This window comes from Janthinobacterium sp. PAMC25594, assembly GCF_019443505.1.
Classification (GTDB): domain Bacteria; phylum Pseudomonadota; class Gammaproteobacteria; order Burkholderiales; family Burkholderiaceae_D; genus Janthinobacterium.
The window spans coordinates 5,703,568-5,717,930 of the sequence record NZ_CP080377.1; the positions used below are offsets into that span (position 1 = coordinate 5,703,568).

Annotated in this window: 12 protein-coding genes; 6 read left to right on the forward strand and 6 right to left on the reverse strand. The window is 63.1% G+C overall.

The features are described 5' to 3' along the window. The first annotated feature begins 35 nt into the window (after nt 1-35). The 4 genes from KY494_RS25525 to KY494_RS25540 all read left to right on the forward strand — a co-directional run bounded on the left by KY494_RS25525 (nt 36) and on the right by KY494_RS25540 (nt 3,487). Complete coding sequence (locus KY494_RS25525) at nt 36-1,196, forward strand: serine hydrolase (protein ID WP_219888651.1); 1,161 nt, start codon at nt 36-38, stop codon at nt 1,194-1,196. A 37-nt stretch (nt 1,197-1,233) separates the two neighbouring features. Continuing rightward, on the forward strand, nt 1,234-1,875 hold the full coding sequence (locus KY494_RS25530; protein ID WP_219888652.1) for a hypothetical protein: 642 nt from the start codon (nt 1,234-1,236) through the stop codon (nt 1,873-1,875). Between the two features lie 393 nt (nt 1,876-2,268). Next, on the forward strand, nt 2,269-2,718 hold the full coding sequence (locus KY494_RS25535; protein WP_219888653.1) for an excinuclease ATPase subunit: 450 nt from the start codon (nt 2,269-2,271) through the stop codon (nt 2,716-2,718). Between the two features lie 145 nt (nt 2,719-2,863). Next, nucleotides 2,864-3,487, forward strand: coding sequence for a 4'-phosphopantetheinyl transferase superfamily protein (locus KY494_RS25540; protein WP_219888654.1), 624 nt, complete (start codon nt 2,864-2,866; stop codon nt 3,485-3,487). Here the strand turns inward: KY494_RS25540 and KY494_RS25545 are convergent. The 3 genes from KY494_RS25545 to KY494_RS25555 are packed head-to-tail and all read right to left on the reverse strand — an operon-like array spanning nt 3,484 to nt 5,133. Further along, the gene (locus KY494_RS25545; protein WP_219888655.1) at nt 3,484-4,269 is read right to left on the reverse strand and encodes a DUF2145 domain-containing protein; all 786 of its coding nucleotides are present in this window, start codon (nt 4,267-4,269) and stop codon (nt 3,484-3,486) included. The two genes, KY494_RS25540 and KY494_RS25545, sit on opposite strands and share 4 nt — an antisense overlap. Before the next feature lie 5 nt (nt 4,270-4,274). Beyond that, the gene (locus KY494_RS25550) at nt 4,275-4,685 is read right to left on the reverse strand and encodes a hypothetical protein (protein ID WP_219888656.1); all 411 of its coding nucleotides are present in this window, start codon (nt 4,683-4,685) and stop codon (nt 4,275-4,277) included. A 25-nt stretch (nt 4,686-4,710) separates the two neighbouring features. Beyond that, a complete protein-coding gene (locus tag KY494_RS25555) occupies nt 4,711-5,133 on the reverse strand; it encodes a hypothetical protein (RefSeq protein ID WP_219133767.1) in 423 nt (140 codons plus the stop codon). A gap of 160 nt (nt 5,134-5,293) precedes the next feature. Between KY494_RS25555 and KY494_RS25560 the strand changes: the two genes are divergently transcribed. Further along, a complete protein-coding gene (locus KY494_RS25560; protein ID WP_258194462.1) occupies nt 5,294-6,037 on the forward strand; it encodes a helix-turn-helix transcriptional regulator in 744 nt (247 codons plus the stop codon). Between the two features lie 4 nt (nt 6,038-6,041). Here the strand turns inward: KY494_RS25560 and KY494_RS25565 are convergent, their stop codons facing one another. Next, a complete protein-coding gene (locus KY494_RS25565; protein ID WP_219888657.1) occupies nt 6,042-7,484 on the reverse strand; it encodes a DUF3999 family protein in 1,443 nt (480 codons plus the stop codon). Further along, nucleotides 7,481-10,687: a DUF2339 domain-containing protein gene (locus KY494_RS25570; protein WP_219888658.1), complete on the reverse strand. Its 3,207-nt coding sequence runs from the start codon at nt 10,685-10,687 to the stop codon at nt 7,481-7,483. Before KY494_RS25570 ends, KY494_RS25565 begins: the two co-directional genes overlap by 4 nt. Before the next feature lie 245 nt (nt 10,688-10,932). Here KY494_RS25570 and KY494_RS25575 point away from each other — a divergent pair, with 245 nt between their 5' ends. Next, nucleotides 10,933-12,819 (forward strand): MFS transporter, encoded by a 1,887-nt coding sequence (locus tag KY494_RS25575; protein WP_219133761.1) that lies wholly within the window; start codon nt 10,933-10,935, stop codon nt 12,817-12,819. Nucleotides 12,820-12,828: 9 nt separating this feature from the next. On the opposite strand, the gene KY494_RS25580 is transcribed toward KY494_RS25575, so the two are convergent. Next, the gene (locus KY494_RS25580; RefSeq protein ID WP_219888659.1) at nt 12,829-14,355 is read right to left on the reverse strand and encodes an ATP-binding protein; all 1,527 of its coding nucleotides are present in this window, start codon (nt 14,353-14,355) and stop codon (nt 12,829-12,831) included. Nucleotides 14,356-14,363 lie beyond the last annotated feature (8 nt).

A 14,363-nucleotide genomic window follows, 5' to 3' on the forward strand; every position in this document is an offset into this window, starting at 1 on the left:
CGATAATTTGCCGGCGATATGCTCGCTGTGCATGCATGGTGGCGACGCTGGCAGCGCTGACGGCATGTGGCACGCTGTCACGGATGGAAATCGATTCTGACAATGCATCGAGCGAGCGCTACGCCATCAGCGGCGATCTGCGCAAGGAAGTCGATTCGTTGGCACAGCCATTGATCGACAGCGGCGCCACGCCAGGGCTGGTGGTCGGTGTTGTGCTGCCAGATGGCAGCACGCAGAGCTTTGGATACGGTACGACCGAACATGCGGTGAGCGGCCATCGACCCGACGGCGACACCCTGTTTGCCGTTGGCTCGGTCAGCAAGGGTTTCTTGAGCGCAACGACGGCGGTATTGGTACAGCAGGGCGTGTTTGCATGGAACGACACTCTCGAACAGTTGCTGCCACCTGGTACGTCACTGAGCGACTCTGCACGCAAGATCACCTTGCTGCAACTGGTCACGCATACATCGGGCTTGCCGCGGCAGCCATTTACGCCGCAAACCTTGCTGTACTTCGTGGAGTATCTGTTTACGGGGGCCAGCTTTTACCGGCATTTTGACCGTGACTACCTGCTGGCCTACCTTGCCGATTTTGATGCGCCCGCAACGACGGCGCCCAATTATTCGAATATCGGCTATGGCTTGCTGGGACATGTGCTTGAACTGCGTACCGGAAAAAAGATGGATGCGCTGGTGCAGGAAACCATATTGCAACCACTGGCACTCGATAGCACCGGTTACCGCCCGCAGGGCTTGCCTGGCTTTGCCGCACGAGCCCATGGTCATGTGGGCGATCAGCCTAAATTCATGCGGCGCGGGAGCGAAGCGCCGGATTGGGAGTTCACCGATGTGTTGACGGGCTCGGCTGCCTTGTATTCGACGGCGAATGATTTGTTGCGCTATGCACGGGCGAATATCCGGGGTAGCGACGATCCCGTGCTGGACCGTGCCTTGCAAGACACTTTGAGCGTGCGTGTCGACCGGCCAGTCGAGGCGGCGGCACTGGCCTGGCTGGTGGATGATATTGATGGCATTAAGATCACCTATCAGGTGGGTTTTGTGGCGGGCTACTCAAGCTATATCGGTCTCGATGTAAAGAATCGCACGGGCGTGGTGGTATTGCAAAACAGTTTCAACTGGACCAATAGCATCGGCCACCGTTTGTTGTTGAGAATTTCCAAGCGGAAATCCATTTAAATGTAAAATTACAGTTCAGATAACTAATGGAGTAATTGTGAAACATGTTTTTAAGCTGTTATTCGTGATGATGTGTAGTCTCGCCATTGCAGGATGCAAGAGCCGGCCGGTGCCGCGTTCCGCTTACCAGACGACCTTGCCGCAAGTGGGCACGGTGGTGACCATCGGCATTGGTGAAAGAATGTTGACCAAGAGCGATGCGTCGGAAACGCGGGCGCTGATTCTTGCGCAGGACCAGCCTCTCGGCGAGTTTGTTGTGCGTAAGGGAACGTATCCGCAAATTGCAGACAAGGAAGAATATCAAACCTTCGGCGGCGTGGTGATCGCGAATGCGCAGGGTACCGTTGCCAAGCATAATAAGCTGCATCTGTTTAGCAAGGATGGCTCCGTATGTATTGGACGTGCGCCGTGTGCAAAGGTCGATTACGTGATGGGCGTCACGACGAACTACCAACAGGCGAGTTTCCAGAGCACTTTGATTTACAGTGGTCGTATCGGCGACAGGATCACCCTGGGTTATCGTGAATTCGATCGCAACATGGCACGGCCGGCGTTTAGTAATGATGTGACTTACGATTTGTCCGAGTCCATGATCCTGGGTTACAAAGGAGCAAGGTTGGAAGTGCTGCACGCGAGTAATACTGAAATTAGCTATAAAGTCCTGGCAGGATTTGATTGAAGTGCGGCTGCGTCGTGATCTTTCTTGCCAATGTGCAGATTATCGACGCGGCTCAGCTAGCCCTGGTTCTCTTCTGGCTGCCTTTAGGCGGAAATAGCCCGTCATGCAGGCTTTGTGTGGCCGCTGTCGCAGTCCAGTTCCTGATGGTGCGCCGAAAGTTGGTTTGCGCCCACCATAAACTTACAGCAGGTCGCCCCCCGTAATGCGCGCCACATGCCTATATCGCGGGTGAAGGCAGGGCGATCGAATGCGAGTACGTGAGGTCGAATAACTTTGCCTTTGACGGTATCAACATGTCGCTGATTTTCAATCGGTACCGACCGTAATGCCCGTTGGCGCAAGCGGCAAGTGTGGCTTCTTTTGTACTATCTCTATCTTATTGAGGAAAACAGCATGAAAAAAACGATGATCCTGGCGGCAATGACGGCAACTCTGGCGGTGGTTCTGCCTGCGCAGGCAGCCGATACCAAACATATGATGCCGATCGCTGGCGCCATGGCCGCCAACGACGCCCAGGCTCGCCTTGGCGATAGCGTGCAGTTCTTCTTTGGTGATCAGCCAACGCCGCCGATCGCCAATCGCATCAGCAGTGACAAGACCAGCCAGAAAACCAATGCCGTCGGCAAGTCCGCTGAAACGTCATGCAACTGGGCCTTCCTGTCGGCCATGCTTGCGCTGCAAAAACGCGCCCATTCGGTAGGTGCCGATGCGGTCGTTAATATTGTCAGCAATTACAAAAATATTGAAAATTCCAGTGCTACGGAATTCGAATGCCATGAAGGCAACATAATGTCGGGCGTGGCCTTGAAGGGCGAGTTCGTGAAGTTAAAAGCAGCGAAGTAAGCAGCAGGGAATGCTGGCGCGGCGCGCAAGCGTCTGCAAGGCGGTCAACGCATAGGCAGCGACGGGCAACCGCGCTGCCATTTTTTTGCTGCATGCATGCTGGTCATTTGTGGCAGACTGCGCCTTTGTCTATCGATTCGCTTTCATGTCCTCAGCCCTGCCCAGCACCGGCGCCAGCATCTGGCTGCTCGATTCCCGCAGCCTTGATCTCGCGCAGCTGACTCAGTATGAAACGTGGCTCGGGCCAGCGGAAGCGGTCCGCTACGCGCGCTTTGCGCGGCCGCTGCGCCAGCGCCAGTTCCTGCTGGGGCGCGCCCTGCTGCGCGCGGCGATGGGGGAAATGCTGGAAGTGGCGCCGGAATCCATCGCACTGGAAGAGCGACCGGGCCAGGCGCCGCTGCTGCTGTCGCCTGTCGATGGTGGGCATTTCAGCATTTCGCACAGCGGCCACTGGGTCGCCTGCGCGCTGAGCGGTACTACGCGGCTGGGACTCGATATTGAGCTGCGCGATTCTGGCCGAGACGTGCTGGCGCTGGCGCGCCAGGCGTTTGGCGCTGCTGTGGTCGCCGAGCTGCAAGGCTTGCCGGAGGATCTGCGGCTGGCGCAGTTCTACCAGCGCTGGAGCGAGGCCGAGGCGCGCTACAAGCTGGGCATGGATGCCGCCGTTTGTGTGACGATCGCACATGCGGAGCTGTCCATCGTGCTGTGCAGCGCGGCGCCGCTGGCACAGGCGCCCGCCTTGCTATTGTCCGGCCTGGCGCCAGACTAATTTCCCCGCACGACGATCTCCTGCGCCTTCGGTTCGCGCTGGCGCACGAAGCGCACGATGGAGTCGACGGTGACGACGTCGATCTGGCGCGTCATGCGGCGCTCGAACGGGTGATCGTCAAAAGCGATATTCGCGCGGAACATGCGCGCGCCCAGGCGCGTGGCGGCGGGGATGCTCAGCGTTTGCGGCGCGTAGCTGGCGCTGCGCAGCCAGCCTTGCGCTTCGGCGCGCGTCTCGATCTTGCCAGGCTCGTTGCTGGCCGCGGCCAGGGTTTCCAGCACCCATTGGTTCGAGTTCTGGTACTTGGTCGAAAACGGATAGGCCAGCATGTTGTAGTGCGGCTCATGCAGGCGCTTGGGCGTGTTGCTGGTCAGCAGGCGCGCCAGTTGCTGCTGCGTATCCTGGCCGGGAATCAGGATCAGGGTTTCATACATGAACACATCATCCATGAAGAAATTGCCCAAGCCTTCGTTGTACAGCGACGATTCCGCCGTGCCGCACTCATTGAGTTCATGCACCACCAGCCAGCGCCCTTTCGGGTGGTCGCGCCAGGCCACCGCCATGTGCGAATAGCGCAAATTGTACTTCGACAGGTCCTGGCCCGCGCGCGCCACCAGCGCCACTTGCGCGCCGGAGGCATCGAGCGCCTGCAGGGTCTTTTGCGCCAGGTCCATCGATTTGACGAGGGTGCTCGCGTCCGTTGGTTTTTCCTCGCACGAGCGCCCCGCATGGGCGGCGCCGGCCAGGGCCAGGCTGATGATCATCACGGTCAGGCGTTTCATGGGGTTCACGCTTTCGAATGGTGGAGGATGGCATTGCCGGCCGCGTTCGGCACATAGGCGATGGCCTTGCCCGACAGCAGCAGCATGTGGCCCGTCGAGACGGCCACCACCTTGATCACCGTGCCGGCTGCCAGCGACAGCCCTTGCGTGGCCTTCTGGCTCAGCTTGACGGAGGCCGTGGCGGCGGTGGACGCGCCCCTGGCCGCGCTTTTCAGCACGAGGACGCTGCCGTCGGCCACGTCTTCCACCTTATCGATGACGACTTCACCGGCGGCGGCCAGCACCGACATGGAGCCGACCAGCACGATGGCCGAGGCCATGCTGGCGTTGTCGGAGGCGTTGGTGGTGTCGGAGTTGGCGGCCTGGACATGCAGCGTGGCGGCGCACAGCACGGCGGTGGCGAGCAGATGTTGCATGGAATAGTGGCTTTTCATCGGTGACTTACACTTTGGAGTGGTGCAGCAGGGCCTTGCCCAGTTCGTTCGGGATAAAGGCGATGGCCTTGCCGGAAAGAACCAGCATGTGGCCGGTGGACAGCGCCACCACGTTGACCATGGTGCCGGCCGCCAGCGACAGGCCCTTGGCCGCTTGCGTGCTCATCTGGATGGAAGCGCCGCCCGCTTCGGACGCGCCTTTCAGCACGATGACGATGCCTTCGCCCACCGTTTCCACGCTGGCGACGACCACCTGGCCGGAAGCGACCAGCATCGACATGGAACCGGCGACGACGATGGCGGAGCCCTGGCTGAGGTTTTGCGAGCCTTTCGACAGGTTCTCCGAGGCGGCGGCATGGACCAGGCCGGGAGCGGCCACGGAGAGCGTCAACAGCGACAGGGACAGGCAGAGGGGCAGCAGGCGTTTCATGTGTTTCTCCTTCAAGTGTGCCAAGTGGCAACGCCATCATTGTAGACTGAGGGCAATTGGTCAATGAAAACGCTACTCGTAGCGGGCAGGCATACCGCAGGTAGCGTATTGCGCTACTTTCTTGCCGCTGGAACCGATGCTATTTTTATAAAGGAAGTGCATGCCGCAAACCCACGCCTTGATCGAAGCCTTGAAACGCCTGTTGAAAGCGCGTTCCGTCACGTATGCCGAGCTGGCCCAGCGCATCGGCGTGTCCGAAGCCAGCGTCAAGCGGATGTTTTCGCAGAAGCAGTTTACCCTGCAGCGCCTGGACCAGATACTGGTCGCCATCGGCAGCGATTTCCAGCAGCTGGCGCTGGCCGTGCAGACGGCGCAGGCCGCGCCGACCCTGATCACGGGGCTGACGTATGCGCAGGAAAAGGAAATCATCGACGACACCCGCTTGTTCGTGGTGGCCGTGTCCGCCCTGAACCTGTTGCCGCTGGAACAGATCGTTGCCACTTACGACATCAGCGAGGCGCAAGCCGTCAAATATTTGCTGCGCCTCGACAAGATCGGTTTCCTGGAACTGCTGCCGAATAACCGGGTCAAACTGCTGGTGGCACGCACGTTTGCGTGGATACCAAACGGCCCCATCCACACGTATTTCAAAAAGGAAGCGTATGGCGACTATTTGAATTCGCAGTTCGATGGTGAAACGGAATTGCTGCGCCTGGTGAACGTGATGCTGTCGAAAAAATCCACGGCGGCTTTGCTGGAGCGTTTGAAGCAAGTGACGGTGGAATTCTCGCAGCAACACCAGGAAGACGCGCGCCTGCCCGGCGATGAGCGCCTGGCCATCAGCTTCATGCTGGCGGCGCGGCCGTGGATGCCGCAGACGTTCAAGGCGCTGCTGCGTCAGTAGCAGCTTACTGCGCGGGCGGCTGCTCGTCCTTGATCTGCGACAGCAAGCGCCAGGCAAAAAAGCCCAGCACGGCCACGCCCAGCAGCAGTGCGGCCCACAGCGCGGCCAGGCGCCATGTTGCCCCATCCTTGGTGACGCGTGCGGGCGCCGCCACGCCCCCGTTGGGTTTGAGTGCGCCGGCGCTGGCCGTCTTGAGCGCCAGCAATTCGTCCGCTCTGAAGCCGGGCGCCACCTGCGACAGCGGTTGCGCCACGGCGGCGGCGCTGCTGTTGCCGAACGCCAACTGATAGGGCGGCTTGCCGCTGGCCAGGAAGATCACGGTGGCCGGTGTCCAGCCCAGGCGCAAGGCCGGCGCATCGCTGGCGGAGAACGGGTGTTCTGTGGTCGTCTGCAGCACCCATTCGCCCGTCTGCGTCACGGGCATGGCCAGGTCGCCCGAGATGCGCTCCTTGCCATCGAGGCCGATGCGGTAAAACGTCGTACGCAGCAGGGGATCGAAATAGGCACCTTGCGCGGGACGTTCCTGCTGGCGCAGGTGCAGCCGGTGCCGGGGAACATAGCTGTTCTGGCGATACACGCCCAGAGTCGCGGGCAGTACCACATTGTTGTGCGTCAATTGCAGGGCAATGCTGTCGGCGGGAATGGCGAGGGGCGTGGCGTAGCGCCATTCATTCGCCTGCTTGCCGGGCAAGCCTTGCAGCACGATGGAGGCGCGCGGTGGGGCGATGTCCGTTTCGCTGACGGCTTGCGCCGTAATCGCCGCAAAGGCCAGCGGTTCGCCCGCTTGCCAGCTCAGGCGCGCATAGCGGAAGGCGCGCGGCGCAAAGGCGATGCTGTCGTTGGCCAGGGTTTGCGTGTCGCTGTTGCTAAGCCAATTCAGGGTGGTGGTGCCGATGGCGTCCCATTGCTTCAGGTCATCGCTTACTTCCAGCAGCACTTGCGCACTGTAATTGTCCGTGCGGGCCGGTGGCGTGAAGCGCAAAGCGGCGATGCGCTTGTCTTGCGTCTGCTTGCCCAGGTCGAGTATCAGCGCTTGCAGCGCCGCCGTGCTCGCTGCCGTGCCGGCGCGCGTGCTGACCGACAGCAGGCGGCCATCGTCGGCCGTGCGGATGTCGATGCCTTGCATGCCATCGCCAGTTGCCGGCGCGCCCGTCACGGGGAAAATGCGGGCTGGAATGGCTGTCCGTTGCGTGGCCGATTGCGCGGGTGGCGCGCCGATGGCGTAGGCCAGGCGCTTGCCGTCGGCGTCGAACAGGCGCAGGTCGGCCAGGCTGGCCGAGCTGGCGTGCAGGTAGACGTCCCTGGGCAATGTTAGCTGCACGATGCCGGCGCCGGCCGGCACGGTCACCGGCATGCTCCAGGCATAGTCCTGTGGCCGGTCCTGGCCAGGCGCGGCCAGCGCGGCGCCTGCCACCAGCAGGCCGCAGCAGATCAATGAGGCTTTCATGCGGCTCCTTGCTGAGGTTCGGCTGGCGCTGGCGCGGCAGCCTTGGGGAAGGGCGCCAGGTAGCCGATCGAGACCATCAGCAAGCCGACACCGACAAAGGAGATGATGCGTTCGATGCCGCCCACGTTCGACAGGTCGATCAGGAACAGCTTCACGACAACCAGCCCCAGCAGCACGGCACCCATGCTCCATTGCTGGCGCCGCTGCTGGCGCGCCGCGTGGCGCATCAGCAGCAGGGCCGTGACGCTCCACACCAGCGACAGCATGGCTTGCACGAACTGCGAGGCCAGCATGGCGTCAAAGGTGTATGGCACGCCCAGATAGTGCGAGACCGTGCGCAGCAGCATCAGGTTGAACCAGCCATACAGCAAGCACGCGGCCACAACGGGCAAGCGCGCTTGCCACAAGGCGGGCAGCGGGATCTGGCCGGCCGGGAATAAACGGTAGCTGGCAATGGCCAGCAGCACGGCAAAGCCCGTGCTCAGGCCCAGTGGATTGAGTACCGGCAAGTACGGCAGCGGTGCCATGGCGCCGTCGTCAAAGACGTTCCACGCGGCGATCAGCAGCAGCGACCACAGCGCGCCCAGCGGTATCAGGGTGCGTTGGTACCACGCGGCAACCGGCGCCACCGGCCAGGCGCCCGCGCGGCAGCGGCGGATCAGCCAGGCCAGTGCCAGCATCATGGCCCAGGCGGGCAAGTAACGGGCCCAGGCGGGGCTGACGCTGTCTTCATGCTGTGCCAGCCAGGCGCTGACGTGCATGGCGCCCACGGGCCACAGCATCAGCCAGGGCGCGGCCGTGCGCAGCGTATGCAAGAAACGCAGCGCCCGCCCGTCGAGTTGCCAGCCCGCTTGCGGCCAGGCACGCAGCAGGTATTCGCCGGCGGCCAGGGCGCAGGCCAGCGCCAGCCAGCTCAAACCCGTCGGCAGGTAATCGCGCAGGTACAGCGCCAGCAGCAGGTTGGCGCTCCACAAGCCCAAACCAAGCCAGGCGGCAACAGTGAACCAGCGCAGTTGCGGCCAATCGAGGCGCCGCGCCAGGATGGCGAACGCGGGCGTCGTGACGCACACGGCGATCAGGTACAGCGCCAGCCAGTGCTCGCCCGCGTGCGGCTGCATGCTCAGGTCGCCGTCGATCAGGCGCAGCAACCAGCTGGTGAAGGGCACGAGGATGGCGGCAAACCACAGCAAGCCGCTCCAGACCAGCAGGGGCCGTGCGACCAGGGCCAGCAGTTCGTCGCCGCCGCGCGCGCGCAGCGCCAGGAAACGGGCGCTGGCAAAGGCGGCGGCGCCCAGCAGCAGGGCGCTGAGGAAGGAACCGTCGAACAGGCTGGCCGGGTGCTGGTCCCAGATCCAGCTGGCGCGGCTGAGCATGACCATGCCGGCCAGCACCTGCACGGCCAGCAGCAGGGCGCGCGGCGCATGCCATTGTTCGCGCCGCGCCAGCGCCGCCAGCAGGGCGGCCACGCCCAGGGCGCTGACGGTGAGCAGGTTCAGTTGCGTGGTGGCATCCGTGCGCAGCAGGATTTCGCTCCAGAGGCCGCCCAGCAGCCAGGCCGTGGCGGCCGTCAGGAACAGCACGGACAGGCTGCTCATGAATTCCGGATACAGGTGGCTGGCATGGCGGCGGAAATTGTAGGCCATCACCAGCGCGGCGGCGGCCAGCAGAGCGCAGCCGAGCCAGATGTTGGCGTCCAGCGCCGCTGCCATGTTGAGTTCCTGCATGGCGCCGAGGAAGGCAAGCCAGGCGGCCCCCTGCACCAGCAAGCCGAAGGCCCAGGCCAGCGTCTGGCGCTGGCGCAAGCCGACCCAGACGATGCCCGCGCCTTCCAGCGCCCAGGCGGCCGACGTCCAGCGGCCGTCGAGGGCGAACGGGATGGCCAGCGTGCCGAAGACGATGCCCAGCGCCAGGAAGGCTTCGGCCAGCAGGCGGAAGCCAACGCGGCGCCAGAGCGCCACGGCCAGTCCCGTGTAGGTCAAACCGGCAAGCAGCGCGGAAAACGCCAGGCCAAATTCAAAGTGCCGCACCAGCCCGTATTGCAGGCCCATGGCCGCCAGCGGCGTGCCGAACACGAGCGTGCCATCCACGTAATGCTTGAGGCGCGGCGCCTGGCGCGCGCAGTAGGCGATCGCGATGCCGATATAGAACAGTACGAACAGGATCAGAAACAGCTGCGTCGACAGGTAGTTGTCCGGGGTGTAGCGCAGCAGGCCCCAGGTGGTGGCGACGACGAAGGTGAAGCCAAAGCTCAGCACATTCAGGACGCGCCAGGCGCGTTTCAGGGCGATGGCGAAGACGCCCGCATTGAGCAGCGCGTAATAGCTGAACAGGCCGATATGGTTGCCGCTGCCCGTCGACACGAGTAAGGGCACGGCAAAACCGCCGACGATGCCGAAGACAGCCAGCCAGACGGCGTTTTGCAGCACGGCCAGCAAACACGTGAACGCCGTCAGCACGAACAGCACGGCAAACGCCAGGCCAGCCGGGATCAGTTCATACAGACGGAAGGCGCCAAACGTCACCAGCATCAATATCGCCAGCGCCGTGCCCTGCAGCGGCAAGCTGATGCCGGGACGGCTGAGGCGGATGCGCCAGGCCCAGGCCAGCAGGGCGATGTCGGCCAGCGCGATGCCGGCCAGGCGCAGCTCGATGGGCAGCGTGACTTGCGCCGACACGTATTTGAGCAGGAAGCTGACGCCGAGGAAGAGGATCAGCAAGCCCAGCTTGGCAACCAGGTTGCCGGTAAATAACCAGTTCTTCGCCTTGGCAACGAGGCCATCCGGGTGGGCGATCCAGGACGGGGTGTTGGGGACGGCAGGGGCGGGCCTGGAGGGGGGCGGTGGCGCTGGTTTCGGTGGCACGGGCGTGGCAGGAGCGGGGACCGCAGCCGGCGCGACCTTCGCCAGCTCGGCCAGCTTGATCGTGGCCGCTTGCGGCACGGGGGCGGGTGTCGGCAAAGGCGTCGGCACTGCCACTGGCGCCACGCTGGCGGGTACGGCGGGTGCGATGGGCACGACGGGCGTGGCCGCAGGCGCTTCGGCCTGGCCTTCCAGCGCTCGCAGGCGCTGCCCGATGCCGTCGACTTCCTTGCGCAAGCGCGCCGTCAGCAATTCCAGATCCGCCACTTTCCTGCGGTACTGCAGCACCTGCACAAAGGCGGTGATCAGCAAGCCAAAGATGATCAGCGATATCAATCCAAACATGGAGGCAGCTTTCCGGGAGGGGCAGGCAGGGGCGCCAGCGGTATGCGCACATTACCTTATTATTAAGAAACAAGCGATTTCTGTTGTGTCAGAGTAAGAGCCAGGCAGTGCGTGCAGCGGCAAGGCGAGCATGACGCGGCAGGCTGTTTTCCGTATTGATGCCAAGCAAGATGACGACATTCAGATTGTCGTGCGCAGGATAGTGCTGTATTTTAGCAATTCCTTAATTGCCAGTTCCCCATGCCATGAGTCAAAGCAGCCAGTTTTCCTTATTGTCGCAGCGCCGTTTCGGGCCGTTCTTCTGGACCCAGTTCTTTGGCGCCTTCAACGACAATCTGTTCAAGACAGCGCTGATGGTGATTCTCGCCTATGACGCGCTGAGCTGGACCACGCTCGACCCGTCCACCATCACCAACCTGATCCCTGGCCTGTTCATCCTGCCCTACGTCGTGTTTTCGGCCACGGCGGGCCAGCTGGCCGACAAGTTCGAAAAGGCGGGCCTGGCGCGTTTCGTCAAATGGATGGAGCTGGCCATCATGGCCGTGGCCGCCACCGGCTGGATGACGCATACCCTGTGGCTGCTGGTAGCGGCCGTGGTGGGCATGGGCGTGCATTCGACCCTGTTCGGCCCCGTCAAGTATGCGTATCTGCCGCAGCAGCTGAAACCGGAGGAATTGGTCGGCGGCAATGGCCTGATCGAGATGGGTACCTTTGTCGGCATTTTATTGGGCGAAATCCTCGGCGCCGTCTTGATCGTGCACAAGCCGCTGGGCGTGGAACTGGTGGCCGGCGCGACGATCGCCGTGGCCGTGTTTGGCCTGATCGCCAGCTACCGCGTGCCGCGCACCCCCGCCCCCGAGCCGGACTTGAAGGTGAGCCTGAACTTTGTCGCTGAATCGTTCCGCAACCTGAATTTTTCGCGCAAGAACCGTCCCGTTTTCCTGGCCATGCTGGGCAATTCCTGGTTCTGGTTTTACGGCGCCCTGATCCTGGCCCAGTTTCCCGTGTATTCGAAGGATTTCCTGCATGGCGACCACAGCGTCTTCGTGCTGTTGCTGACCGTGTTTTCCGTCGGCATCGGCACGGGTTCCTTGCTGTGCGAGCGGCTGTCCGGCCACAAGATCGAGATCGGCCTGGTGCCGTTCGGCTCCATCGGCTTGTCGCTGTTCGGCATCGACCTGTATTTCGCCAGCAATGCGTATGTGAACACGCAAGTGGTCGACGCGCTGGCTTTTGTGGGCCAGGCGGGCGTGCCGCGCATTCTGCTCGACATCGTCATGATCGGCGTATTCGGCGGCTTCTTCATCGTGCCCCTGTTTGCCCTGATCCAGACGCGCTGCGACCCGAAACACATTTCGCGCACGATTGCCGGCATGAATATCCTGAATGCCCTGTTCATGGTGGCGGCGGCCGGTGTCGCCATCGTGCTGCTGGGCCAGGGCTTTACCATACCGCAGCTGTTCCTCGTCACGGCGATTCTGAACGCGCTGGTGGCCGCTTACATCTTCTCGCTGGTACCGGAATTCCTCATGCGCTTCCTGGCGTGGATTTTGATCCAGACCGTGCACCGCGTGAAAGTCGTCGATGGCGAGCGCATCCCCGCGGAAGGCGCGGCGGTGCTGGTGTGCAATCACGTCAGCTATGTGGACGCCATCGTCATCATGGCGGCCAGCCCGCGCCCGATCCGCTTCGTCATGGACCACCGCATCTTCAAGATGCCGCTGATGGGCTGGATCTTCCGCACGGCCAAGGCGATTCCCATCGCGCCGGCCAAGGAAGACCCTTTCCTGATGGAAAAGGCCTTCATCGATATCGCGCAAGCGCTGCATCAAGGCGAACTCGTCTGCATCTTCCCTGAAGGCAAACTGACGCGCACGGGCCAGATCAGCGAATTCAAGGGTGGCATCGCCAAAATCCTCGAGCGCAGCAAGGTGCCCGTGATTCCGCTGGCGCTGCGCGGCTTGTGGGGCCATCTGTTGAGCCACCGCAATGGCCATTTGTTCGAGCGCGCCTTCAAGGCGGGCTTGCGCTCGCGTCTGTCGCTGGCCGTGGGCATGCCTGTGGCGCCCGAGGCCGCCACGCCGGAATTGCTGCAGCAAAAGGTGCAGGAATTGCGCGGCAAGTGGAAGTAAGGAAATCAGTCACTCCGCCTGCGTAGTGGCCGCCGCCCGCTGCGCCAGGTGCTGCTGCAGCAGGGCGGCGATGGCGTCGAAATCGACGGGTTTGGTCAGGTGATGGTCGAACCCCGCTTGCGCCGTGCGCCCTCCTGCATCGCCCCAGCCCGTCAACGCGAGCATCAGCACGTCGCGCCCCCGTGCTTTCAGGCGGATCTGGCGCGCCGTTTCGTAGCCGTCCATGCCCGGCATGCCCAGGTCCATCACGATCAGTTGCGGCCACAGGGCATCGACGGCGGCCAGCGCCTGTGCGCCGTCGTAGGCGACCCGCACGGCGTGGCCTTCCAGCTGGAGCAGCGTCTGCAGTGAATCTGCCGCATCGTGGTTGTCGTCCACCACCAGCACTTGCACGGCCTGGGCCGGCCCGGCCGGCACATCGCTGGCCGGCGTGGCGGCCGGCCCTGCGGGCATGCTGGCGGGCAGGGTGACGACGAAGCGGCTGCCTTGCCCGGGTCCGGCGCTATGCGCTTCGATCTTGCCATCATGCATTTCAGCAAACTGGCGCGCCAGGCTCAGGCCGATGCCCAGGCCGCTGGTCATTTCGCCCGCCACCGTGCGTCCCTGTTCGAACATGGAAAAGATGCGCGCGATGGCGTCCGGCTCGATGCCGATGCCATTGTCTTCCACTGCCACCTGCAGCTGACCGTCGGCCAGCCGGGCCGTAATGTGGATGTGCCCGCCGCTCGGCGTGAATTTGACGGCGTTCGAGACGATATTCGCAAAGATCTGCACCAGGCGCGCATAGTCGGCGTGCAGCATCACCGTGTGCGGCGGCAAGTCCAGCGCGATGCTGATGTTGCGGCTGCTGGCGGCCGGCTGGCACAGCTCGATTACATGGCTGAGGACTTGTTGTAGCGCAATGTCCTTGCGTTGGAGCACTACTTTGCCGCTAGTGATGCGCGCCACGTCGAGCAAGTCATCCACCAGCCGCGTCAGGTGCGTCACCTGGCGTTCGATCACGTCGCTCACCTTGCCGACCTGTTCCGATGCAGGGAACAGGTGCTTGAGCAGGGCCACGGAGGACTTGATGGGCGCCAGCGGGTTGCGCAGTTCATGCCCGAGGCTGGCAAGGAATTCATCCTTGCGCCGCTGCGTCTCGCGCACCTGGTACTGGCGCTGGCGCGCGCGCAGCATGGCGTGCGCCGACGTGATCAGGGTCAGGATGTGCACGGGGCGTTCCAGCAGGGTCAGGTTGCCCAGGGTGGCAATGGCTTGCCGCAAGGGCAGGGAATCGAGCCCCGCGTGCGTCAGCAGGATGATGGGCAAGTCGGACCAGTCCGGCTGCTGCCGGGCATATGCGTCGAGCACGGCATACACGCCCGCATGCAGCGCCTCGTCCACCGTCAGCACGCCGCCGGCACCCAACGCCAGCTGCTCGGCCAGCTCGTCGGCGGAGCGGCAGGCATGGCTGGCGATGGCGCTGCCCGCCAAGACGGTGCCGGCCAGGGCGGCATCCTGGCCGGCAGGCGCGTAGATCAGGATGCGCTGCTCCATGGCGTTTC